Genomic DNA, 24,275 nt, shown 5'->3' on the forward strand with positions numbered 1-24,275 from the left:
TTAATGCAACTCAATCCGTCTGAAATCAGTGAACTGATTAAGGCCCGGATCCAGAACCTGTCCGAAGGCGCACAAACTGCGACCGTCGGCACGGTTGTGTCGGTCACCGACGGTATCGTCCGCGTTCACGGCTTGTCCGATGTAATGCAAGGCGAAATGCTGGAATTCCCGGGCAACACTTTCGGTCTGGCACTGAACCTGGAGCGTGACTCCGTTGGTGCCGTGGTGATGGGTGAATACACCCACATCTCCGAAGGCGATGAAGTCAAGTGTACCGGTCGTATTCTTGAAGTCCCGGTAGGTCCGGAACTGGTTGGCCGTGTGGTCAACTCGCTGGGTCAACCTATCGATGGCAAAGGCCCGATCAACGCCAAGCTGTCCAGCCCGATCGAAAAGATCGCGCCGGGCGTTATTGCGCGTCAATCGGTTGACCAGCCACTGCAAACTGGCCTGAAAGCCATCGACACCATGGTGCCGATCGGTCGTGGCCAGCGTGAGCTGATCATTGGTGACCGTCAGACCGGCAAGACTGCCGTTGCTCTGGACGCGATCATCAACCAGAAGGGTACTGGCGTTACATGTATCTACGTTGCGATTGGCCAGAAGGCTTCGTCGATTGCCAACGTAGTGCGCAAGCTGGAAGAACACGGCGCGCTGGCTCACACCATCGTGGTGGCTGCCGCTGCGTCTGAATCCGCTGCGCTGCAATACATTGCTGCTTACTCCGGTTGCGCAATGGGTGAGTACTTCCGCGATCGCGGCGAAGATGCCCTGATCGTATACGATGACTTGTCCAAGCAAGCCGTTGCTTACCGTCAAATCTCCCTGTTGCTGCGCCGTCCTCCGGGCCGCGAAGCATACCCGGGCGATGTGTTCTATCTGCACTCCCGTCTGCTCGAACGCGCTTCGCGTATCAATGCTGTTGAAGTTGAAAAACTGACTGGCGGCGAAGTGAAGGGCAAGACTGGTTCGCTGACTGCGCTGCCTATTATCGAAACCCAAGCGGGTGACGTGTCTGCATTCGTGCCGACCAACGTGATTTCGATTACCGATGGCCAGATCTTCCTGGAAACCGACTTGTTCAACGCCGGTATCCGTCCTGCGATGAACGCCGGTATCTCGGTGTCCCGCGTTGGCGGTGCAGCGCAGACCAAGGTGATCAAGAAGCTCGGCGGTGGTGTACGTCTGGCGCTGGCTCAGTATCGTGAACTGGCTGCGTTCGCGCAGTTTGCTTCCGACCTGGACGAAGCGACCCGCAAGCAGCTTGAGCGCGGCAAGATGGTGACCGAACTGATGAAGCAGGCTCAATACAGCCCGCTCAAGGTTGGCGAACTGGCCGTGACCCTGTTGCTGATTGCCAAGGGCAGCTACGACGATGTTCCAGTTAATCGCGCACTCGCATTCGAATCGGCCTTCCTGGCTGATCTGAAAGCGAACCACGCTGATTTGCTGGCCCGCGTTGATGCCAAGGGCGCCTTGTCGGATGAAGACGAAGCCACAGTGGTGAAAGCCGTGGCCGCGTTCAAAGCCAGCAGCGCGTACTGATTCGGTACTGAAAAAGGAACTGGATCATGGCAGGCGGTAAAGAAATCCGTACGAAGATCAAAAGCGTGAAAAACACGCAGAAGATCACCCGCGCTATGGAAATGGTCGCGACATCCAAAATGCGCAAGGCGCAAGAACGCATGCGTTCGGCCCGTCCTTACGGCGAAAAGATCCGCAACGTAGCGGCTCACCTTTCGCAAGCATTTGTGGACTACCCGCATCCATACCTCCAGAAGCGCGAAAGCGTTAAACGGGTTGGCCTGATCGTGGTTACGTCGGACAAAGGCCTGTGCGGTGGTTTGAATACCAACGTACTGCGCCAGTCCGTCACCAAGATGAAAGAACTGCACCAGCAAGGCGTCGAAGTCGCTGTTACCGCAATCGGTAACAAGGGCTATAGCTTTATGAGCCGTAACGGCGCCAAGGTGATTTCTTCTGCAGTAGCTCTGGGCGATACGCCTCACCTGGAATCCTTGATCGGACCGGTCAAGGTGATGGTAGATGCGTTTATCGCGGGCGAAGTAGACGAAGTCCAGCTGGTGTATACCAAATTCGTCAACACCATGAAGCAAGAGCCGACGGTAGAACAGCTGTTGCCCCTTTCCGGTGATGCCTTTGGGCAACCGGCACACGGCTACAACTGGGAATACCTGTACGAGCCGGATGCAAAGACCGTCATTGACGAACTGATGAATCGCTACGTGGAAGCGTTGATTTATCAAGCCGTGGCGGAAAACATTTCATCCGAGATGGCTGCGCGCATGGTGGCCATGAAGGCTGCAACCGATAACGCCGACAAGGTGATCGGCAACCTGCAACTGCTGTACAACAAGACGCGTCAAGCTGCGATTACCAAGGAACTCTCGGAAATCGTCTCTGGTGCGGCAGCAGTCTGATGCAGGCGGCTAACCGATTGATGCAAGCTATTAGGAACCTACGATGAGCCAAGGCAAAATTGTGCAAATCATTGGTCCGGTTGTGGACGTGGAATTCCCACGCGACAACCTGCCCAAGGTGTATGACGCGCTCAAACTGGCCGAACCTGAACTGACGCTGGAAGTCCAGCAACAGTTGGGCGACGGCGTTGTGCGTGCGATCGCCATGGGTACGACCGATGGTCTGAAGCGCGGTCTTCTGGTATCCAACACCCACGCGCCGATTTCGGTTCCGGTGGGTCTGGCTACTCTGGGCCGTATCATGGATGTGTTGGGTAACCCGATTGACGATGCAGGCCCGGTTGAAACCGAAGCCCGCCGCGCCATTCACCAACTCGCTCCGAAATTCGACGAATTGAACCAGTCTATCGATCTGCTGGAAACCGGTATCAAGGTTATTGACTTGATTTGCCCGTTTGCCAAGGGTGGTAAGGTTGGTCTGTTCGGCGGCGCTGGTGTGGGCAAGACCGTCAACATGATGGAATTGATCAACAACATCGCCAAGGCACACTCGGGTCTGTCCGTGTTTGCCGGCGTGGGTGAGCGTACCCGTGAAGGGAACGACTTCTACCACGAAATGAAAGACTCCAACGTTCTGGATAAAGTGGCGATGGTGTACGGCCAGATGAACGAACCGCCGGGCAACCGCCTGCGCGTAGCGTTGACTGGTCTGACCATTGCGGAAAACTTCCGTGACGAAGGTCGTGACATTCTGTTCTTCGTGGACAACATCTACCGCTACACGCTGGCTGGTACTGAAGTTTCCGCGTTGCTGGGCCGTATGCCTTCTGCTGTGGGCTATCAGCCTACGCTGGCAGAAGAAATGGGTGCTCTGCAAGAACGGATTACCTCGACCAAGGCTGGTTCGATCACTTCCATCCAGGCCGTTTACGTGCCAGCGGATGACTTGACCGATCCGTCGCCTGCAACCACCTTCGCCCACTTGGACGCAACCATCGTGTTGTCGCGTGACATCGCTTCGCTGGGTATCTACCCAGCGGTCGATCCGCTTGACTCCACTTCGCGTCAGCTCGACCCGCAAGTTGTGGGTGAAGAGCACTACAACGTGACGCGTGGCGTGCAGCAGACATTGCAAAAGTACAAAGAATTGCAAGACATCATCGCGATTCTGGGTATGGATGAATTGTCGCCAGAGGATAAGTTGTCCGTGGCTCGTGCCCGTAAAATCCAGCGTTTCCTCTCGCAGCCGTTCCATGTGGCCGAAGTCTTTACTGGTTCACCAGGCAAGTACGTGCCATTGAAGGAAACCCTGAAGGGCTTCAAGGGCATTCTCAACGGTGATTACGACCACCTCCCCGAACAAGCCTTCTACATGGTTGGCGGTATCGAGGAAGCGATCGAAAAAGCCAAGACCTTGCAATAAGGGAGTAGGCTATGGCGATGACCATACATGTTGACGTGGTAAGCGCCGAATCGCTGATTTTCTCTGGTGTTGCTGAATTTTTCACAGCACCGGCAGAAGGCGGCGAAGTCGGTATTTACCCGCGCCATGCGCCTCTCCTGACTCGTATTCGTCCAGGTGCGATTCGCATCAAGCTGGCCAACACACACGAACCGGATGTCATCCTGTACGTGTCTGGCGGCCTGCTTGAAGTGCAACCGCATTCGATCACTGTGCTGGCTGATACAGCCATCCGTGGTGCGGATATCGATGAAGCCAAGGCGCGTGAAGCCAAGGCCAAGGCTGAAGAGGGAATTAAAAACCGCAAGACCCAGATGGACTTCGCTATGGCGCAGGCCGAACTGGTGGAAGCGGTGGCAATGCTCTCAGTCGTGGAGAAGCTCAAGAAACGCGGTCACTAAGACGCGCCATTGTGCGATCCGGAAAAAGCAGCCTGCGGGCTGCTTTTTTTATTTCCGTAGTTTTGCAGTTTCGGCATGGCCGATTGAACGAGTGGTGAGTGCATTTACCAGCGGATCAGCGCGCTTGAGTCGATAATTGCGGCGTTTCCTATGTCACAGCTGCAGCTGACCGGTAAAATGGCGGCTATTGTTTTCCAGGATAAACCCATGTCCCGTCTTGATGTTGTAATCCTCGCTGCCGGCCAAGGCAAACGCATGTACTCGTCCCTGCCCAAGGTTTTGCACCGAATTGCCGGCAAACCGCTGGTGGGGCATGTACTGGACACGGCGCGCGCGCTGCAGCCCGCAAAAACGGTGGTTGTGTATGGCCACGGTGGTGATCAGGTGCAGGCAGCATTGAGCGTCGATGCTGATCTGGCCTGGGCTCATCAAGCGCACCAACTGGGCACTGGTCATGCGTTGGCGCAGGCTTTGCCCCATCTGAGCAGTGATATCACGCTGATGCTGTACGGCGACGTTCCGCTCACCCGCGTTGAAACATTGCAAGCCCTGCTGGCAGCCAGTGCCGATGGCAAGCTGGGCATTCTGACGGTGACGCTGGTTAACCCGACTGGTTACGGCCGCATCGTGCGTAATGCGGCGGGTGAAGTTCAAGCCATCGTCGAGCAAAAAGACGCATCGCCCGAACAAGCGGCGATTCGCGAAATCAACACCGGCATCCTGGCGCTGCCGACGGGGCGTCTGGCGCAGTGGCTGTCTGAACTGAAGAACGACAATGCTCAGGGCGAGTACTACGCGACCGATTTGATCGCTTTGGCCGTGCGTGATGGCGTACCGGTAGTGACGACACAACCGGCCGATGCCTGGGAAGCCGAAGGCATCAACAACAAAGTTCAGCTGGCGCAATTGGAGCGCATTCATCAAGCCAATCTGGCCCATGCATTGCTAGTGGCCGGGGTAACGCTGGCTGACCCGGCGCGTATTGATATCCGCGGCGAACTGAAGCATGGCAAAGACGTGTTTGTGGATGTGAATTGCATATTTGAAGGCTCGGTCACATTGGGCGATGGCGTGCAGATTGGCGCCAATTGCGTACTGCGTAATGTGCAGATTGCCGATGGTGCGGTGATTCACCCGTTCAGCCATCTGGAAAACGCAGAAGTGGGCGCAGGCTCGCTCATTGGCCCGTATGCCCGCTTGCGTCCGGGTGCCAAGCTGGCTGAAGGCGTGCATATCGGCAACTTTGTTGAGGTCAAGAACGCGCAGATCGGCACCGGCTCCAAGGTGAACCACCTGTCTTATATTGGCGATGCGCAAATTGGCCGCGATACCAACGTCGGCGCTGGCACCATCACCTGTAACTACGACGGTGTGAACAAGTTCGTGACGGTGATTGGGGACGAAGTCCGTATCGGCTCCAACAACTGTCTGGTTGCGCCAGTGACAATTGGCAATCGCGCCACCACCGGCGCTGGCTCGGTGATCAGCAAGAATGCGCCGGAAGGCGAACTGACCATTGCCCGCGCACGGCAAGTGACCATTCCGGGCTGGAGCCGCCCGGTCAAAATCAAGAAAGACTAAGTCTGGGCGATGAAGCTTATGCGGGCGTATCTTCCTGGGTTCTAACGAGGATGCGCACCGCATGAGCCGTGGGCCGGATTGGGGCGCCGCGCGCTTCGGCCACGGCTTCGGTCAACTCCGCACCCAGTAACAGAATCAAGGCCGAGTAATAGACCCACACCAGCAGCACCACCACGCTGCCCGCTGGTCCGTAAGCGCCGCCGACATCGCTGTTTTGTATGTAAAGACTGATGCCGATTTTGCCGAGGATGAACAACAGATCGGTCAACACGGCACCTGCCAGCGCATCGCGCCAGGCGATGATGGCATCGGGCAAGACCTTGAAGATGGCGGCAAACACGAACACGAAAATAGTGGTCGAAACACTCGCCTCCACCACCTGCCACGCCACGGTGTGGCCGGGCACAAACAAGCCGATCAGCGTACTCGCCGAAAAAGAAATCACCAGCAAAAACGCTACCGCCAACAACAGACCCACGGCGTTCATGCGTGAGCGCAGCCACCCGATCACCGCTTGACCCGGCCGCGAGCGCAAACCCCACACGCGATTGATTGCACCTTGCAGTTGTGCAAACACCGCCGAAGCCGCAATCAGGGTAATCGTCAGTCCGATGATCCCGGCCAGATTACCCACGCTGGGGCGGCTGGAGGCATTGCGAATTACCAGCTGGACGGCATCTGCGGCTTTAGGACCAACCATGCGATTCAGCCCATCAACCAGTTGCGTCTGGTAATCCGGCGAGAGTGATGCCACCACCCACAGCAGCAAGACCAGCAGCGGGGCGAACGACAGGGCTGAGTAAAACGCCAACGCTGCCGCGCGCGTCATCAGCTCATCGTCAAAAAAGCCGTCAATGGTCTTGGAGACGACGCGTTGCGCGAGGTGCCAGAGCCCCAGCAGTTTCTGCCATAACATTCATGTTCTCCGATCACCGTGCGAGCAGCGTGCGCCACGCACCAGCCGTCTACTATCCGGGCAAGACCGTTTCGGCTGTCAGACAAACACCGCCGTGGGCCTCATGAACAAACGACAAGTATCGCCTCGTGTCGGTTCCTGGTGATTTTGCGGGATGCCCGTCGCCAAGCAGAGCGGCGGCCCGTGCGGTGGTACAATCGAGGCTAATTCTGGCCTGTTTCGGGTAGATATACACCGGAACAACATCCCGCGCCGTCTTGCCTGGGATATGCCATCGCTGAATATCTCGACACAGAACACCGGATGCATCTCGTTTCTGTTGTCCACCAATTGAAAATAAGGATCATCCAATGAGTCTCAAATGCGGCATTGTGGGCTTGCCCAACGTCGGCAAATCCACACTCTTCAACGCCCTGACCAAAGCCGGGATCGAAGCGGCCAATTACCCGTTCTGCACCATTGAGCCGAACGTCGGTATCGTCGAAGTGCCGGATGCACGCCTGCAGCAGCTGGCGGACATCATCAACCCGCAAAAGATCGTTCCGGCGATTGTGGAGTTTGTGGATATCGCTGGCTTGGTGGCCGGTGCCAGCAAGGGCGAAGGTCTTGGTAACCAGTTCCTGGCCAATATCCGCGAAACCGATGCCATCGTGAATGTGGTGCGCTGCTTCAACGACGACAACATCATTCACGTTGCCGGCCGCGTTGACCCGATCGATGACATTGCCGTGATCGGTACCGAACTGGCACTGGCCGATATGGTGACCGTTGAGAAATCCATTCTGCGTGATGGCAAGAAAGCCCGTAGCGGTGACAAAGACGCGCAACAACTGGTGGCTGTGCTGGAAAAACTGCTGCCTGTGCTGAATGAAGGCCGTCCCGTGCGTTCGGTTGGTCTGAGTGCCGATGAAAAAGCGCTGATCAAGCCACTGTGCCTGCTAACCGCCAAGCCAGCCATGTATGTGGCCAACGTGGCAGAAGATGGCTTCACCAACAATCCGCTGCTGGATAAAGTAACCGAATACGCCAAGACCGAAGGCGCGCCGGTTGTGGCCGTATGTGCCGCTATTGAGTCTGAAATTGCCGAGTTGCCGGATGAAGACAAAACCGAATTCCTGGCAGAGTTGGGTCTGGAAGAGCCAGGCCTGAATCGTCTGATCCGCGCTGGCTTCGAGCTGCTGGGCCTGCAAACCTACTTCACTGCCGGTGTGAAGGAAGTGCGCGCATGGACCATCCACAAGGGCGACACCGCGCCGCAAGCCGCCGGCGTCATCCACACTGACTTTGAGCGCGGCTTTATCCGTGCCCAAACCATCGCTTTCGCTGATTTCATCAGCTACAAGGGTGAGCAGGGCGCCAAAGAAGCCGGCAAGATGCGGGCCGAAGGCAAGGAATACGTGGTCAAAGACGGCGACGTCCTGAACTTCTTGTTTAACGTCTAAGCCTGGTGCTGCAGGTCCATCTGACCCTTCTCGAAGGAGCGCCAGCCGCCCCAAGGAAAACCCCCGTACAAACGGGGGTTTTTTGTTTTATGGCGCGCAGCAAGTGAGTATCTGGTGCCTGCACGTCGACTATACGGATCACCGGGCGCGCGCCAAGAGACGTGAACCGCCCGCGGCATCGCTCGCGTAAAACCGGAGATTGCCTATGCTTACGGGGTAGGCAGTCGCTGCGGACGGTAACCATTGGTGTAACCGCTCATACAGCCTTGATTTTTTATATGTACGGGGTGTGGTCGCTCAAACCTCGTATACGCATCCTGCGGACACCAGCGTTGAACCTCAATTTCACCCACTATCGCAAGCTAGCTGACGAATCACTGCAGTCCGGCAGAATGTTCAGTCTTGCGGCCGGGCTGATACTGATACTGATGACCTCGGTTCTGGTCTTCGCAATTTATGGACTATTCCAGCAAACCGTTTGGGTATTGAGTGGGTTGAGCCGCAATCATTTCAATGGCGTTCTTACGATTCAACGTACCAACGAAGCGTTTGTGAGAAGTCTGACCCGCAATGATGTCGCTGTGCCAGTGAGCATGATCGACCATCAGCGCCTGCAACAATTGGCAGATGCCGTGTTGGCGTATCCCTCAAATAGTTTGTCCATTCTGGACAAAGAAGAATGGGGTCAGCCACTGGTTTTGCTAACCACTGATATCCCAATCAGTCGGGAACGGGCGCTGCACTTGGCCGAGCGTGGCTTGCGGTTTGCTTTTCTCTCGTCTTTTTTATGGTCAAACGAGGATAAGCGCCCGGCCTATGTCGTGGGAATAGACGTCGCCAGTGGCAGAGCGATTCTCAGTGCTCGCGAGGGCTATCTGCAGAAACTGCATCTCTCGCCCGCCACGCTACAACAGTTGCTAGAACGGATTCGCGCTGGCCAACTTGCCGGAAACCCAGATTCTCCATTCTGGCTGGCCGCCACAGAGGACCAGCTTGAGCGAATGCAGATGTTCAATTGTGTCCTGCCTGTTCGTGGGCCTGACGGCACCATTGACCGCTATGTCGTAACCGGAATCCCCACCAGCAGCTTGCCGCAGGATGTGGTAATTCCGGAACTGGATAAACAGTACTGGGGAAAAATGGTCAATCTGGTGAATGTCGGTTCATCCAGCTTGATCTGGTCAGCACCAGACTCCCGGTTGACCGTGGCTTCGTTGCAGGCCCACGCACCGGACCTTGGTGGGGCCGTCGTTTCCCGGTCCTGGTTTGATCACGGTTTTTTCTATATTGCTGGCAGAACCGGCCATCAAGCCTGGGGCGTGGTCTACGCGTACCCGGTTTCGGCTTTGTTGCTGATGAATCTCACCAGCATTAGCTGGATACTGCTGGTTTACGTGCTGTCAGTCAGCCTGCTGTTTTTTGCCGTGTACCAGGTCCGGCACCGGTATCTACGCCCTTGGGCCGCTCAACTCAAGCGCGCGCGGGAGGCCGAAGCAAGCAGCCGCCAGGCCGCCATCGCGGCTAACGAAGCCAAGTCGACCTTTCTGGCGACCATGAGCCACGAAATACGCACCCCGCTGTATGGCATGCTGGGAACGCTGGATTTGCTATCCGAGTCCGATATGCCCGCTACCCGGGGTGAAGCTCTGCAGACCATGCGTGAATCGTCGCAAACGCTGCTGGCGATCATTGACGACATTCTGGATTTTTCGCGAATCGAGTCGGGTGTGTTACGGCTGGAACATCTTCCCTATGCGCCGGTGCTGATCCTGGAAAGCGTAGTACGTAGCTTTTATCCGCTTGCCCACAAAAAAGGGCTGAAGTTGTATTGCCAATTGCAGCCAGGCCTGCCCGAACTACTGGGCGACGCCACCCGTCTGCGTCAGATTGTGGGCAATCTGTTATCCAACGCCATCAAGTTCACCCAGACTGGCAGCGTAACCCTGCGGCTGTGGCTGGAAGCGCGCAGCACACAGCTCACACCGATAGCTGGCGAGGAATCTACCGCTGGCTTCTCATATTTAGTATTTAGTGTTCGCGATACCGGGATTGGCATCGATCCTGCCACGCAAAAGCAACTGTTTGAGCCCTTTATACAAGCGGATGCCGGCGTGACCCGGCAATTTGGTGGCACCGGTCTGGGGTTGTCGATTTGCCGCAGACTGGTCCATTTAATGGGGGGCGAAATCAGTCTGCAAAGCGAGCCCGACGTGGGTAGCTGCTTTACTGTCAGCGTCCCTGCGCATGTGGCCGCTGTTGCACCCAACGCCGCCGCTGCGACGCCGCCAGAATTGCGACCCGTCGTCGATTTGCAAATAGATGATCCACAAGTGCGCGACAACATTGCGCAGCAACTGCAGAAGGCTGGCTATCCAATTCATATTGCTGGCGCGCCAGTGTCCGATGCGGGGCGCGGGATCGTGCAAGTCACCGCGGGAACGCGGCAAGGATCTGCCAGCCGCTCTCAGGCCGCCGACCCGGGCAAGCCCGTGATCCGACTGCTTCCCGACGGCCCGCTAATCCCGCAACAAATGCAGCACGAAATTTGCGCCAGTTTGTATAGCCAGGAATCACTGTCGTCGGCACTCAGTCTGGCAAGCGGGCAAGGTCTCACTGCCGTCCAAAACCCCGCGTTGCCACCGGTCCAACCAATAGTGGGCCTGCGCATTTTGATTGCGGAAGATCACCCGCTGAACCGTCAACTTCTCAAGAAACAGCTGGAAGCCGTTGGCGGTACGGTTCAGGCGGTCGAAAATGGTTACCAGCTGCTGGAGGCATTGCAGCATGCAACGTTCGACATAATCTTCACCGATGTGAATATGCCCGGTATGGATGGCTACGCGCTAGCGCGTGCCTTGCGTGCCCAAGGCAATGCCACCCCGCTGATCGGGATCACCGCCAGCGTGTTTCCGGGAGAACGGGAGCGTTGCCTGGCCGCAGGCATGAATGTGGCGCTATTCAAACCGATATTGCTCAAAGACCTGCGCCAAGTGCTCAGCGCAATTGTGCCAACCGCCTCGGCTATTGCGTCCGACGTGAACGTGGTTGATGAAGATGGGCTCTCAAGGGTTCTCGTCGAAGATCCGGCCCTGCAACGAGCTTTTGTCGCCAGCGTGCAGCAAGACTTGAACGTTATCCGGCATGCCGTGGAGCAAGGCGACGCCCTGACATTGCGTCGGCATGCGCACCGGATGCGCGGTGCTTTCAGTGCTGTCCCGGACGGGGAAGATATCCAGGAGTCGTGCCGGGCGCTGGAGCTGATGGCAGCACACATGCAGGACGAAGCCGTAGTCGCGCTTGCTGGTCTGGAGACATATATCGAAACGTTTTTCAGCGAGCTGCCAATCGCCACCCCAAGTGGCGAGTGAAGCTTCAAAACGGTTCGGAAAGCTACACGGTTGTAAGAGAGATCACGCCTGGATGTGCAAAATAATGACATTTACGATAAAAACTAAGGATTACCCTAGAGCCACAACAACGGAAAAAACCTAGTATTCCGGCAGATAAACAAGGACTTGCCTTAAGCGATCGGAGTACTAATGATCAAACCCATTTGTTTCAGTCTGCGCAAGGAAGAGGAAATACAGCATGGTCAAAATCATCGTTGCCGACGACCACCCCATCGTCCGGGCCGGGATAGCGCTGGAAATCGCCAAAAACCCGGATTTCGAGTAGGTCGCTGAAGCCGCCAGCTCCACTGACTTGATGCAAATTCTTGAGCAAGACCCTTGTGACGTATTGGTTACAGACTACTCCATGCCTGGCGGCAAATTCGGTGATGGCCTGCCCTTGTTGCAACTGCTGCAACGCCGCTTTCCCACGTTAAAGATTGTGGTGATGACCATGCTAGATAACCCCGCGTTGATCCGTAGCATCCAGAAAGTAGGCATCAACGCCATTCTCAACAAAAGCGACAAAGCCTCGCACGTGGTTTCGGCCATCAATGCGGTCTATCAAGGCGGTGGCTATGTGCCTATGTCAGTGCGAAACCTGCTCGAAACCGCGGGCCCGCAACAGTTTGAACAGCGTTTGTCCAAGCGGGAAATGGAAGTCTTGCGCCTGTGTGCCTCTGGCGTATCCATTGTTGAAATTGCGCGCATATCCAATCGCAGTACCAAGACGATCAGCGCCCAGAAATCTGTAGCAATGCGTAAGTTAGGGCTCGAGAACGACCACGATCTATTTCAGTACGCTGTCACCACCGGGTTGATCAGCCCCGCTGGCTAAATCAACATAAAGCCTGGTCTCACGCCATTCGTTGAATGCTCAATTTTTGCCTCTCACCGGCCCTCCCGGTCAGCAGGCAGGTCTGTCGCTCCTGCCAATACTGTTGGTAGAAACGCTGCAATACAGCAATTTACTATTTTTAAGGCATCGCTGATTCAAGTCATTACATGGCAAGAGCATTATTCGACCGGTCACTTGGGTGATGTTTGATTCGGAATTTAAAAGCTCCGATTCACTTGACGTCTATGAAAGCGTGTGAGCTGGGTTAATTGGCTCGTCAGTTGCATAGACGTGCCGCAATGAGAATTGAAAATACGGACCAAATTAAAACCGTAGACATTGCAGCCAAGGCCAATTCAAGCAAGTGAGATTAAGTCGGGGATTTACTTTCTGGCTTTTTGCTATTATTTTTTTGGAATTTACCAATCATGATGAAGAAACTGATTCCTGCACTGATCATTGGCATGGGCCTGTCCGCTGGTGCTTTTGCTTCTGATGGCACCATCACCATCAACGGCGCACTGACGGCACAAACATGTACCATCGTCGGTAACAATCAAGGTAGCGATTTCACGGTTACACTGCCAAAAATCTCTACCGCTGCACTGTCCGCAGCTGGTTCCAATGCTGGTGCAGTTCCTTTCAGCATTGTGCTGTCCAACTGTATGCCGGTAACTGGCACTGTTGCTACCTACTTTGAATACGGTGCCAATACCCTGGCCGACGGTAACCTGAAGAATGCAGTGGGCGGTCAGTACGCAACCAACGTTGAGGTGCAATTGCTCAATAACGATATGTCCCCCATTGATGTTAGCAAGGGGAGCGTCGTCGCTCAAGGTTCGACTATCAAGTTCATCACCGCTGGCGGCGCCACTCTGCCGTACGTAGCCCGTTATGCGTCGCCGCTGGGTGGCGCGACCGCTGGTGACGTGAACACCACTGTTACCTATTCGATGAACTATCAGTAACAGGGTAATTGCCTCGGGGTGACCTTGTCCTTGAGGGATATTCCTGATCAGGTTGGGCCGAATGGCCCAACCTGCTTTTGTAGAAAGATATTTCCGGCCGAATTGAATGTTTCTTATCCGGAATTCTTGTTCCGGAAATTGTTTGCTTTATTTTGCTTGGTTAATTGTCATGAATATCAAAAAAATCGTTTATAGCTCACTTGTTACCGGACTGCTGCTCATTGGCGGACTGCTGCCATTTGCTGCTCCAGCGTCGGTCGTGATTGCCGGTACGCGAGTGATTTATAACGCACAGGATTCTGAAATCACCATCAAGTTGTCCAATAACGGTGAAAAACCCGCTTTGACCCAAGTCTGGCTGGATAAGGGTGACCCGAAGGCAGACCCGTCCAGAATTGACCTGCCGTTCACCATTACCCCGCCGATGTCGCGCATCGACCCGGCCAAGGCGCAAACGCTGCGCATTGCCTATACCGGCGAACCGCTGCCGCAGGATAAAGAATCCGTGTTCTGGCTCAACATGCTGGAAATCCCGCCCAAGCCCATGGCGGACGAGGCCGGTGCCAACCACATGCAACTGGCGTTCCGTTCCCGCATCAAGTTCTTCTTCCGTCCGGCCGGGCTCAAGGGCTCGGTCAATGATGCCCCGGGCAAGCTGACCTGGCATGTTGCCGACAAGGGAGGCAAGCAGGTGCTGCAGGTGACCAATCCCACGCTCTACCACGTGACCGTCATTGCCGCGGCAGTGGGTGCTGCCAAGTTTGACGACGGCGACATGGTGGCACCTGGCGGTACCCTGGATATCCCCCTGAAAGGCCACGCCGCCGCTGCAGCGGGTACCAAAGTGCAGTTCACCACCCTCAACGACTACGGCGGCCCAGTGCAGGGCGAGGGCGTATTGCAGTAGCAGTGGCGCTCTTGTTCCCGGGGCAACCAGCCCGTAAAGCGCCAGTCACCTCGCCAGACTTTCCATCCAGGATTTCCATCCAGTTTACGGCTTCACGCTGGCCCGGCCAGCGTGAACGGGCCGGTGTTGCCCTGAAAAACGGACTTACCTATGACCAACCGCGTACAAAAAAACAGTAAAGAAATCCGTACCGCCCACAAAAAGGCACCATCCCGGTTGTGCCCGGTGAGCGCCGCGCTCCTTTCCGTATTTGCACTGGGTCCGGTATGGGCAGACGAAGCAGCCCAAGCCAAGCCGATCCAGGTGGCGGCCGTCGAATTCAACCAGGATTTCCTGAACGGCCCGAACAGCCCGGCGGCCAGCAAGCTCGATATCAGCCGCTTCAATAAGGGCAATGTCGCGCTGCCCGGTGATTACCGCGCTGCGCTGTACGTCAACCAGATGTGGATCGGCGTGGTGGAAGTGCCACTGCGGGAACTGCAGAAAGGCTCCGGCAACGTTCAGCCCTGTTTCAGTCGTGACTTGCTGGAACGCATGGGGGTTGATCTCAATCGGCTGAGCCCCATTGCGCAAGCCAAACTGCAGGCACAGGCGGGCGCATCCTGTCTGGTGCTGCCGGACTTGGTGGATGGGGCCTTTGCCACCTTTGACAACGGTGAACAACGACTGGATGCCAGCGTCCCGCAGGCATTTTTGAACCGTAGCGCGCGTGGTTATGTTGACCCGCAGTACTGGGATGACGGCATCCCGGCCGCCACGTTGCAGTACAACGCCAACGTGTTCCACAGCGCGGGTGATAATAACGCCTCCTCGACCCAGAGCTATCTGGGCCTGAACGCCGGTCTGAATGCCGGTCCGTGGCGCTTGCGCTACAACGGCAACGTCACCCACAACACGGGTGGCGACACACATTACCAGAGCATCCAGAGCTACGCCCAGCGCGGGTTTGCCGACATCAAGAGCCAGCTCACGGTCGGGGATTCGTTCACCGACGGTAGCGTGTTTGACAGCTTTGGCGTGCGCGGTATCCAGCTGGCCAGTGATGACCGCATGTACCCCGAGTCACAGCGCGGCTACGCGCCGACGGTACGCGGCATCGCCAACAGCAATGCCAAAGTGCAGATCCGCCAGAACGGCAACATCATTTACGAAACCACCGTGGCGGCCGGCCCGTTTGAAATCAACGACCTGTACCCGACCGGCTACGGCGGCAACCTGGACGTGATCGTCACCGAGGCCGATGGCAGCCAGCACGTGTCGTCGGTACCGTATGCATCGCCGGTCAACGCGTTGCGGCCAGGCATCACCCGCTACAGCGCATCGGTCGGCCAGTACCGCAACACCAGTATCCGCAGCACGCCGTTCGTGTTTGAAACCAACGCCCAGCACGGCTTCAGCAACCTGTTTACCGGCTACGGCGGCACCATCGTGGCGGAAGATTATGTTTCTGCAGCACTCGGTGTGGCGCTCAATACCGAATATGGCGCATTCGGTCTGGATATCACCCAGGCCTCGGCCAGCTTCAGAAACCAGCCGGACCACAATGGCCAGAGCGTACGCCTGGCTTATTCCAGGCTGTTCTCGCCCACCAACACCAACCTGACGCTGGCGGCCTACCGTTACTCTACCAGTGGCTTCCTGAGCTACACCGACGCCATGACCCTGCGCGATCTGGATGACCGCAATCTCGGGAACTTCATGGCCGGCATCCAGAAAGGCCGACTACAGCTGACGCTGAACCAGAGTCTGGAGAAATGGGGTTCGGTGTACCTGTCCGGTTACACCCAGGACTACTGGAACAAATCCAATCGCGATACCCAGTTCCAGGCCGGTTACAACGTGAGTGTGGGACGGGTGGGTGTGGGGGTGTCCGCTGCGCGCGAGTTCGACGTGAGTACTGCCCGCTGGAACAACCGCTACATGCTCAACTTGAGCCTGCCGCTGGGTAACGGCGCTTACGCCCCGAGCTCCAACACCACTTATACGCATGACACGCGGGACGGCAGCAACCAGTTGCAAGAAAACATTTCCGGTGCGCTGGGCACAGACCGCGAGTTCAACTACGGCATCAACGCCAGCCGCACCAGTGGCGGCATGGCGGACAGCAGCAACACCTTTGGCGGCAATGTCGGCTATCTCAGCCCGGTCGCCCAGTTGCGCGCTAGCGCCAGCCGCAGCAACGGCTATACGCAGACCAGCGCAGGGATGTCGGGTGGCATCGTGGCGTGGCAGGGTGGGGTGGCGGTCACGCCAAACACCGGCGACACCATGGCCATCATCGATGCCAAAGATGCAGCGGGCGCCCGCGTCGCCACCGCGCCGGGCGTGCGGGTCGACCCGTGGGGCCATGCGCTGGTCAGCAATCTGACGCCGTTCTCAATGAACAACGTCGAGCTGGACCCCAAAGGCCTGCCGATGGGTGTGCAACTGAAGACCACGGAAATGCATGTCGCGCCGACTGCCGGTGCCGTCGTCAAACTGAAGTTCGACACCGTCAACGCCGGCAAGGCCCTCATTATCCGGACCAAACGTGCCAATGGCGAAGCGCTGCCGTTTGGAGCCGAGGTGCTGGACAGCGCGGGCAACAACGTCGGGTCTGTTGCACAAGGCGGCCGCATCATGACTTACGGCCTGAAGCAGGATCAGGGTGAGCTGACGGTCAAGTGGGGCGAGGGTAAAGGCAATTCTTGTTCGCTGGGTTACAGCATTCCCAAGGACGGAGAAGGCAAGCAGGCGCCTTATTACTTTACTGATGGCGAGTGCCGGTAATGCGGACCACACACTCGTATGTGTGTGGACAGGGGTAGAGCCGCATTGCATTTACTGACATGCACTGTCGTTGATTACGACTGATGCACGCGAGTGCCGGTAAGCGCTCCACAACGAGGTTTGAACCATGAAACGTAACCATTTCCGAGGGTGCCAAGGTATTGCGATGAAATTCCCAAGACATTTGACGCTTTATTACGCGACCACTTACCAACCCGTCCGCTCACTGTTTACCTGGCTAGGCACCTGGTGTGCACTCCTGGCCCTGACCTTGTTGCCCGCTATTGCGCAGGCGGCAAGTTGCACCCCACACGGCGGCCCTGCGCCTCTGGTCGTCATGCTGCCAGGGTTCACGGTAAATGCCAATCCCAACGTCCCGATCGGCGCCATTCTCGGATCCAATACAACGACATGGTCAGCAACCAGTCCCAGTGCTTATATTACGTGTGACATTACGATGTCGTCGGAAATCTATAACGGCGATGGAACCTATCTCGGGACGGTGGGTGGGACACCAAACGTATATGCGTCGAGTATTCCGGGAGTGGGTTTCCAGTTCACTTTGGGTTCAAGCACCCTCCTTCCCTACACCGCATACTTAGACCCGGTACAGGGGGGGCCAGGCGTTCATTGGGCGCCCAATCCTTCGTACAGCTTCACCACCAAGCTGGTCAAGACGGGGGCTATCGCTGCAGGTGGCAGCCTAAACGGAGAGATAGGTCAAGTTTGGGTCACCGGATCGGGCTTCAATTTTCAAATCGTATCCATTCAGCTATCGTCCAGCATTATTTTTACCCCGACAAGACCAACATGCGCAGCGACAGCGCCGCCGGTCTCGCTGGGTGTTGCCACCATTGGCACGACCTTGAGGAACGTGGGCGATACGTCACCCGCCCAGAACTTTAACGTCACACTGGTCTGTTCCGGGGGTAGTGCTGGTGTTACGACGAACCTTTATGCCACGTTGACGGACCAGACCAATCCGGGCAATACATCCAATCAATTGTCACTGACCAACACCTCTGTGGCCACGGGTGTGAAGATCCAGGTTCTGAATGGTGCAACCATTTTGGGTTATGGCCCTGATTCTATTGCTGCCGGTAACACCAACCAGTGGTTAATACAAAGTTCGGTCGGGAATACCACGCTCACACTGCCGTTGTCGGCACGCTATATCCAGACAGCGGCTTCCCCAACACCGGGGAATGCGGATGGCATAGCAACAATGACATTGAGTTATCAATAATCTGTGCTGAATGCCTGCGCATAAGTGAATTGGTTTTTGGGTGGCTGTTATATCTACCCGGTTACTTTTCAAGTAAACGCAGAGTCACATATTTTGAGGGAATTGAAGATGAAAACGATTAAATATATTGCTGCAACGCTGGCGCTGGGTGCTGCGGGTTCTACCTTTGCCGCAGACGTTACACTCAACTTTAGCGGTACCCTCATGCTTCCGACATGTTCGGTGACCACGGGCACGGCCAACCAGAACATTCCGCTGGGCTCTGCCAGAACAACCGATTTTGCTGCCGTGGGCACTACCAATAACCCGGCTGCGTTTGAAATTGATTTGCAAAACTGCGCGAATGGCACCAATGTCACGATGACCGTGAGCGGCACCCAGGTCGGGGCAAACGTGGGCGTGCTGGCCAGTACCGGCAGCGCTGCGGGCGTGGGTGTGCAACTACTGACCACGGCCACTGTCGGTGCCACTACAGGTACCCCGCTGGCACTGAACAGCGCCATTTCCAGGGGTGCCATTTCTGGTACGACAATGACGATTCCGCTGGCGGCGCAAATGTATCGTACCGGGACCATGTCAGCGGGGGACGTTGCCGCGATTGCCACGGTCAACTTTACCTATAACTAAGATCAAGAGCGCCAATATAAAACACCGCCATATGGCGGTGTTTTATATTGGCGCGGCATACCGTCTGGCTAACGCACAACCTAGACCCTTTCATCTCCAGATCATGCACAGCAGGCGTTACCTCGTCGCCTCCGCTCCCAAGTAGTTGTCCTGCCTATATCTTGAATCCCCGGCCCGTTTGCTGTCTTTTCTCCCCAACCAACTTCGGCTCTATCTTTGCTTTGACATGACGCCTGTTGTATTGGCATTAGTTCGAGGTGTGGCCGTTTTTAAGGGATCGCTGATTAAGAAAATTCCTAGCTAACTGCAAGATACGGCTCGGCCCTGACTTACGTGTTCTGGTTTCAGGCAGGGATTAAGCTGAAGGTCAGTATTTTAGTGAGCGCTGCCCTTCAAATCTGCACCAGCCCGAAATAGTCCGAAATAGTCCGAACCTGACACCTCCACTGAATTGGTCCGGAAAACTGCGGCAGACAACAAGTGGTTCACAGTAAATTGCGCATCTCATCGCTGGGTGCACGCAAGTACGGAGTTAACGAGATGCTCAAGCGATATGTACGTTTTTTTGCTGTTTTGGCGTTTAGCGTTGCTGGATTGTGCTCTGGCATGGCTAGCGCAACAAATTGCCAGTGGGCGCCAAGTAATGCCACGGGTTATTACACGGTCAATCTCCCGGGTTCTGTACCCATGCCGCGGGACGAAACAATGGGAGCTTCTCTCGTCAATACCGGTTCTTTTAGCGTTGGCGGCTCCTTCATGGTCACGAACTGTGTCAACGCCAATGGTGGGGTGGTTAATGCGCGTGGCCCCAATGCGCCGAGCCCCGGTATTGCACAACCGATAGGAAACACTGGTCTCGCATGGACCTGGAGTTGGTCAGGGCAGCCCTTGACCAGCTATGGCATTTATTTGTCGGGCTTTAACGGTGGCGGGGGGCTCGGCGGTGCTCAACATGCCATTACTCTGACCAGAATTGGCCCTGTTGCGCCAGGGACGGTGATTCCAGCGGGCGTTCTTGGCTCATTCAATACGGGTGATCTGCAGAACATTGTGGTGACCTTGGCCAACGACATCGTCTTTACTCCACTGGCGTGTTCCACCGGGGATGTCGTCGTACCCATGGGGACGCATCAGGGGTCGGAGTTTGCTGGCGTTAATACGTTTACAGCATCGACCAATTTCAATATCACTCTGCAAGCGTGCCCGTCGGGTATAAACACCATCAAATATCAAATTGATCCGACAACAACGGTATTGAATGCGGCCAACTCTGTGGTTGCGCTGGATTCCTCATCTTCCGCCACAGGTATTGGTGTGCAGCTGCTAGATAACTCCGGTAATGCACTTCCCCTGGGCACGCAACAAACCCTGGCAGGTTATAACAGCGCAACGGGCGGTAATTATACGATTCCGCTGAAAGCCCGTTACTACCAAACCAGCTCGCCGCTGGGATCAGGGTCAGCCAATACGTCTTTGACGTTTACCATGAGCTACCAATAGCCATTTTCTGGCCTAAAAAAGGAACCCCATTACCCGAAAGGGTTGTGGGGTTTTGTTATGTGGGGGGCCTTTGATAGCTGCCGTGGCCGTCCAACCGGCGAAACAGGGTTGATCTGAAGACAGGTGCGCGCCCTGCCCGGCAGGAAAGCGCCTCCCTGCTGGCAAACCACGGGGAACGAATTTTAAGGGATCGCTGATTAAGAAAAATCCTAGGCATCTGCAAGATACGGCTTGGTCCTGAACAACCTTTTCTGGTTTCAGGCGTGAGCAAATCTGATCGTGTGAAGCCTGCCGTGTCCCAGCCCTTTATCGCAACAAGCCTTCTTTACCCATTTGTGTATCCGCTGCCGGAATCCCGCGTCAGTGCGCTTCAAGACGCACAACCGGTCGGTTGTGAGGGCGTCACGGTACTGACGAGTTGGGTTGCCAAGTCAAAGCACGCTTCAACGCTGCTGGCGCTGCGCTCGCGTGTGGCCGCAGCAGTAGCGGGGAACTGACATGCGCAAGCTGCTGACCTTGGGAAAATGGAAAACACTATCGTTAAGCATGCAGCAAATTCGCATGCTGATGTGGTGTCTGACCATCGCTGTGGGTGGCTTGGTGCTGATGGTGATTGCTGTGGTGGTGCAACAGAAAGTAGACCACAGCGTCGCGCAACTGGCCGCCACTTTCGGGCAGCAGAGCCAGGAGGCCGCCCGCCGCGTGGATATTGCCCGGCAACAGGCTGGCAATCTTGCATCCATGCTGGAGCACTTGAGCGATCTGGATCACGGCGGCCAGCCCAGGGATGTTGAGGCTCGCCGCTTGATAGAAAATCTGCGTGATGGTGGAGACGGTCAATATCAGGCGCTGCCAGCGTATCCGGATGGCGGCGCTACGGCAGGCCCGACCGAAACCGGCACGCTCTCTACGCTGCTGTCATTTTGCTGGCGCATCAATGGTGCGCAGTACAGAGACCTGCGTAACGCCTACATTGTGGGGCTACGATCGGACCAGTTTTATGTTATTCCCCGTCGGCAAGGCGAGGCCCAGGTGCATCTGAGCGATGACGCATGGCGCCAGCGTTACGCCAGCCAGATTTTGGCGCGTGTTCGCTCAACAGCCATTCTGCAAGCCCTTTATGCCGATCCCGATAGCGTGATCATGCTGGAACCGATGGTAGACCCGCTCAGCGGCAAACCTGTGGTCACGCTGGTTGCGCTCGTGCAAAGGCATGATATTCCAGTCGCCCTGCTGGCCATCGATGTCCCCGTGTCGACCTTCCTGGCAGATCAACACTTGTTACCCGGTTTTGGCATGGTCTTGCCTGACGGCAAAGGCACGCTGAGCGACTCTGAAACGCTTGACCCGGTATTGCAACGGATTACCGAGCGCGCAGTGCAGGCGGTCAATATCGATAACGACGGTACTTGGGTCTGGCTGGGCCGGTTGCACTGGTCAGTGCTCTTCAAGCGGACCGAGGGCGACTTGCAAACGCAGGCTGCGTTACCCGCAAGCCTGATCTGGTCAAACTTGCGTTCTTCGGTACTGCTATTGCTGGGGCTGGGATTGAGCGGAATCGGGCTGATGGTGGTCTGGATCATGCAGATCGACCGGCGCATTTTGCGGCCCACCTTGCGCCAGTCGGCGTTGATGCAGGAAAGCGAAGCCTTCAACCGCGGAGTGGTGCAAATTGCCCCGGTCAGTTTGATGATCGCCCAACGAGATAACGGAAAAATCCTCAAACGTAACGTCCTGGCCCGCAAACTGGCTGATGATGCCGCTGAGGGAGAAGTGCAGCGCCTGATCGGTCTGTGTCAGGCGGCTGCGCCCTCTGTGGATAGCCAGAATGAAACGGTTCAGTTCGAAGTTGAACTGGCCTGCATGCAGGGCGAACCGCGCTACCTGGAAGTACGCCTCGTCGCCAGCATTTACCAGGGTATGGCGGCCTTGTTGATTACGTTGAACGATTGCACCGTGGCGCGCAATTCCGAGATACAGCTCAAACAAGCCGTCGCCGCAGCGGCCGAGGCCAATCGTGCCAAATCAGCGTTTCTTGCCACCATGAGCCATGAAATCCGCACGCCGTTAAACGGCATGCTGGGCGGCATTGAACTGCTGGACATGACTGAACTGGATGCGCAGCAACGCAGCCGGCTAGATGTGCTCAAACGGTCTTCGGACTCGCTGCTGAACACCATTAACGACGTGCTGGATTTCAGCAAGATTGAAGCCGGGCAAATGGTGATCCGGCCGCAACCTTGTAACCTGGTCGATCTGGTTGAGGGTGTAGCCCGCAACTTCGGCGAAATTGCCCTGGCCAAAGGTATCGAATTCTATTGCGTTATCGACCCATTGTTCCGCGGCGAAATCATGATCGACGGCGCACGGCTGGAACAGATCCTCAATAACCTGGTGGGCAACGCACTCAAGTTTACCGAGCGTGGCAAGGTCGTGATCAACGTTGCGTCGGTGATGGAAAACCATGTGCCCCGGCTGGAAATCAAGGTACTCGATACCGGTATAGGTATTAGTCCGGAAGACCAGAAACGGCTGTTTACGCCGTTTGTGCAGGTAGAGCAGTCAGACTCCCGGCGTTACGGCGGCACGGGTTTGGGGTTATCCATTTGCAAACGGTTGCTGGCCTTGATGGATGGCGAAATCCATCTCATGAGTGAAGCGGGCTTTGGTTCCTGTTTCCGCTTGAGCCTGCCATATGACGAACTCCACGGCTCGCTGGATCATGACGTGCCAATGCAATTGCGCGGTATTACCGTTCGACTGGCGTTGGCCCTGCCCGAAATGAAAGCCGACGTAGAACGCTGGTTACGCTGGCACCATGCCCAAGTCATCGATGCGGGCTCGCCCTACAAAGGCAATGCCATTTTGCTGACCGATACCCACCTGGCGTCGCAGCATCCAGCTGCAAACATTGTCTTGGCGCCCGGTGTGATGCCCGGACCGGCGCCGCGGGCAGCCACAGTGTCCTGGCTGAACCGCAATGGCTTGATCCTGGCTGTCATGAAAGCCGCCGGTCGCGCCCCGCGTCAGGCTGAGGCATTGCAAGCGCCGCAGCGCAGGGCGGCGCGACGTCAGCTGCGGGTTTTGCTGGTTGAAGATCACCCGGTCAACCAGATTGTGATGCAAGGCCAACTGGAGGCGCTGGGCCAGATGGTGGACCTGGCCGGTGATGGGCTTGTCGCGCTGGAGCAAATTCACCAAGCCGCTTATGACTTGATCATTACCGATATCCAGATGCCGCGTATGGATGGCTACACCCTGGTGCGGGCGTTGCGCGCACAAGGCATAACGGTGCCCATTATCGCCATTACCGCCAATGTTTATCGCGATGAACAAGAACGTTGCCGTGCGGCCGGAGTGGACTATTTTCTGACCAAGCCCGTACAGACTGAGGCCCTGCGTGCGCTGCTTGACCAGATGCCGGCAGCCTCCGGTGCGACAGTCAGTGCGCCCGCCAAACCGTCGAACGTTCTGCCGTGGGAACTGATGGTCCGTAGCCTGGAAGCCGATATTGCCACGCTGCAACAGGCCTTCGTTGCCAAGGACAAGGTCGCAATGCAACAGCGGTTGCATGCATTGGCCGGCGCGCTGGCCGTCGTAGGCTACGACGCACATAGCCGCCAATGCCGCAGCCTGGAGAAAAAACTGGCACAGCAGGCGATGGACTCACCAGGTTTCAATGCTTGCTGGCTAACTTTGCAATCCCGGCTGCAAGATCTGCTTTCCCGCATGCGGGCTGAGGCGTCTATTACATCAACCTGAGCCATGAAGCATCCGTCTAACCGACC

Annotated in this window: 16 protein-coding genes and 1 pseudogene; 16 read left to right on the forward strand and 1 reads right to left on the reverse strand. The window is 56.4% G+C overall.

From position 1 onward, the window contains the following. Positions 1-3 precede the first annotated feature (3 nt). The 5 genes from atpA to glmU all read left to right on the forward strand — a co-directional run bounded on the left by atpA (position 4) and on the right by glmU (position 5,885). A complete protein-coding gene (gene atpA / locus N7220_RS10450) occupies positions 4-1,545 on the forward strand; it encodes a F0F1 ATP synthase subunit alpha (RefSeq protein ID WP_283147463.1) in 1,542 nt (513 codons plus the stop codon). A 26-nt stretch (positions 1,546-1,571) separates the two neighbouring features. Next, positions 1,572-2,441, forward strand: a complete 870-nt coding sequence (gene atpG, locus N7220_RS10455) for a F0F1 ATP synthase subunit gamma (protein WP_283147464.1) — start codon at positions 1,572-1,574, stop codon at positions 2,439-2,441. Positions 2,442-2,484: 43 nt separating this feature from the next. Continuing rightward, the gene (atpD, locus tag N7220_RS10460; protein ID WP_283147465.1) at positions 2,485-3,864 is read left to right on the forward strand and encodes a F0F1 ATP synthase subunit beta; all 1,380 of its coding nucleotides are present in this window, start codon (positions 2,485-2,487) and stop codon (positions 3,862-3,864) included. A gap of 11 nt (positions 3,865-3,875) precedes the next feature. Beyond that, positions 3,876-4,304: a F0F1 ATP synthase subunit epsilon gene (locus N7220_RS10465; RefSeq protein ID WP_283147466.1), complete on the forward strand. Its 429-nt coding sequence runs from the start codon at positions 3,876-3,878 to the stop codon at positions 4,302-4,304. Between the two features lie 207 nt (positions 4,305-4,511). Next, complete coding sequence (gene glmU / locus N7220_RS10470) at positions 4,512-5,885, forward strand: bifunctional UDP-N-acetylglucosamine diphosphorylase/glucosamine-1-phosphate N-acetyltransferase GlmU (RefSeq protein WP_283147467.1); 1,374 nt, start codon at positions 4,512-4,514, stop codon at positions 5,883-5,885. Positions 5,886-5,901: 16 nt separating this feature from the next. Here the strand turns inward: glmU and N7220_RS10475 are convergent, their stop codons facing one another. Continuing rightward, positions 5,902-6,801, reverse strand: coding sequence for a YihY/virulence factor BrkB family protein (locus N7220_RS10475; RefSeq protein WP_283147468.1), 900 nt, complete (start codon positions 6,799-6,801; stop codon positions 5,902-5,904). Positions 6,802-7,151: 350 nt separating this feature from the next. On the opposite strand from N7220_RS10475, the gene ychF reads away from it, so the two are divergent. The 11 genes and pseudogenes from ychF to N7220_RS10530 all read left to right on the forward strand — a co-directional run bounded on the left by ychF (position 7,152) and on the right by N7220_RS10530 (position 24,249). Then, positions 7,152-8,243: a redox-regulated ATPase YchF gene (gene ychF, locus N7220_RS10480; protein WP_283147469.1), complete on the forward strand. Its 1,092-nt coding sequence runs from the start codon at positions 7,152-7,154 to the stop codon at positions 8,241-8,243. 161 nt (positions 8,244-8,404) lie between these two features. After that, a complete protein-coding gene (locus N7220_RS10485) occupies positions 8,405-11,611 on the forward strand; it encodes a hybrid sensor histidine kinase/response regulator (protein WP_283147470.1) in 3,207 nt (1,068 codons plus the stop codon). Positions 11,612-11,930: 319 nt separating this feature from the next. Beyond that, a pseudogene (locus N7220_RS10490) lies at positions 11,931-12,173 on the forward strand (response regulator); the annotation flags it as partial. A 45-nt stretch (positions 12,174-12,218) separates the two neighbouring features. After that, positions 12,219-12,470, forward strand: a complete 252-nt coding sequence (locus N7220_RS10495; protein WP_283151429.1) for a LuxR C-terminal-related transcriptional regulator — start codon at positions 12,219-12,221, stop codon at positions 12,468-12,470. Between the two features lie 428 nt (positions 12,471-12,898). Next, positions 12,899-13,438: a fimbrial protein gene (locus N7220_RS10500; RefSeq protein WP_283147471.1), complete on the forward strand. Its 540-nt coding sequence runs from the start codon at positions 12,899-12,901 to the stop codon at positions 13,436-13,438. Between the two features lie 169 nt (positions 13,439-13,607). Then, complete coding sequence (locus N7220_RS10505) at positions 13,608-14,345, forward strand: fimbria/pilus periplasmic chaperone (RefSeq protein WP_283147472.1); 738 nt, start codon at positions 13,608-13,610, stop codon at positions 14,343-14,345. A gap of 150 nt (positions 14,346-14,495) precedes the next feature. Then, a complete protein-coding gene (locus N7220_RS10510; protein ID WP_283147473.1) occupies positions 14,496-17,114 on the forward strand; it encodes a fimbria/pilus outer membrane usher protein in 2,619 nt (872 codons plus the stop codon). Positions 17,115-17,241: 127 nt separating this feature from the next. After that, positions 17,242-18,360 carry a fimbrial protein gene (locus tag N7220_RS10515; protein ID WP_283147474.1) on the forward strand — a complete coding sequence of 373 codons (1,119 nt, stop codon included), beginning with the start codon at positions 17,242-17,244 and terminating at the stop codon, positions 18,358-18,360. A 108-nt stretch (positions 18,361-18,468) separates the two neighbouring features. Continuing rightward, a complete protein-coding gene (locus N7220_RS10520) occupies positions 18,469-18,987 on the forward strand; it encodes a fimbrial protein (RefSeq protein WP_283147475.1) in 519 nt (172 codons plus the stop codon). A 540-nt stretch (positions 18,988-19,527) separates the two neighbouring features. After that, positions 19,528-20,487, forward strand: a complete 960-nt coding sequence (locus N7220_RS10525) for a fimbrial protein (RefSeq protein WP_283147476.1) — start codon at positions 19,528-19,530, stop codon at positions 20,485-20,487. A 498-nt stretch (positions 20,488-20,985) separates the two neighbouring features. Beyond that, complete coding sequence (locus tag N7220_RS10530; protein WP_283147477.1) at positions 20,986-24,249, forward strand: hybrid sensor histidine kinase/response regulator; 3,264 nt, start codon at positions 20,986-20,988, stop codon at positions 24,247-24,249. Positions 24,250-24,275: the final 26 nt, after the last annotated feature.

The organism is Silvimonas soli, assembly GCF_030035605.1.
In the GTDB taxonomy this organism is placed as follows: domain Bacteria; phylum Pseudomonadota; class Gammaproteobacteria; order Burkholderiales; family Chitinibacteraceae; genus Silvimonas; species Silvimonas soli.

Excerpts from the sequence above, each read along its gene's own strand:
- atpG (WP_283147464.1), top strand. The coding sequence starts at position 1,572 with ATGGCAGGCGGTAAAGAAATCCGTACGAAGATCAAAAGCGTGAAAAAC.
- N7220_RS10475 (WP_283147468.1), bottom strand. The coding sequence starts at position 6,801 with ATGTTATGGCAGAAACTGCTGGGGCTCTGGCACCTCGCGCAACGCGTC.
- atpD (WP_283147465.1), top strand. The coding sequence starts at position 2,485 with ATGAGCCAAGGCAAAATTGTGCAAATCATTGGTCCGGTTGTGGACGTG.
- N7220_RS10465 (WP_283147466.1), top strand. The coding sequence starts at position 3,876 with ATGGCGATGACCATACATGTTGACGTGGTAAGCGCCGAATCGCTGATT.
- N7220_RS10530 (WP_283147477.1), top strand. The coding sequence starts at position 20,986 with ATGCGCAAGCTGCTGACCTTGGGAAAATGGAAAACACTATCGTTAAGC.
- N7220_RS10520 (WP_283147475.1), top strand. The coding sequence starts at position 18,469 with ATGAAAACGATTAAATATATTGCTGCAACGCTGGCGCTGGGTGCTGCG.
- atpA (WP_283147463.1), top strand. The coding sequence starts at position 4 with ATGCAACTCAATCCGTCTGAAATCAGTGAACTGATTAAGGCCCGGATC.
- N7220_RS10525 (WP_283147476.1), top strand. The coding sequence starts at position 19,528 with ATGCTCAAGCGATATGTACGTTTTTTTGCTGTTTTGGCGTTTAGCGTT.
- ychF (WP_283147469.1), top strand. The coding sequence starts at position 7,152 with ATGAGTCTCAAATGCGGCATTGTGGGCTTGCCCAACGTCGGCAAATCC.
- N7220_RS10500 (WP_283147471.1), top strand. The coding sequence starts at position 12,899 with ATGATGAAGAAACTGATTCCTGCACTGATCATTGGCATGGGCCTGTCC.
- N7220_RS10505 (WP_283147472.1), top strand. The coding sequence starts at position 13,608 with ATGAATATCAAAAAAATCGTTTATAGCTCACTTGTTACCGGACTGCTG.
- N7220_RS10515 (WP_283147474.1), top strand. The coding sequence starts at position 17,242 with ATGAAACGTAACCATTTCCGAGGGTGCCAAGGTATTGCGATGAAATTC.
- N7220_RS10510 (WP_283147473.1), top strand. The coding sequence starts at position 14,496 with ATGACCAACCGCGTACAAAAAAACAGTAAAGAAATCCGTACCGCCCAC.
- N7220_RS10495 (WP_283151429.1), top strand. The coding sequence starts at position 12,219 with ATGTCAGTGCGAAACCTGCTCGAAACCGCGGGCCCGCAACAGTTTGAA.
- glmU (WP_283147467.1), top strand. The coding sequence starts at position 4,512 with ATGTCCCGTCTTGATGTTGTAATCCTCGCTGCCGGCCAAGGCAAACGC.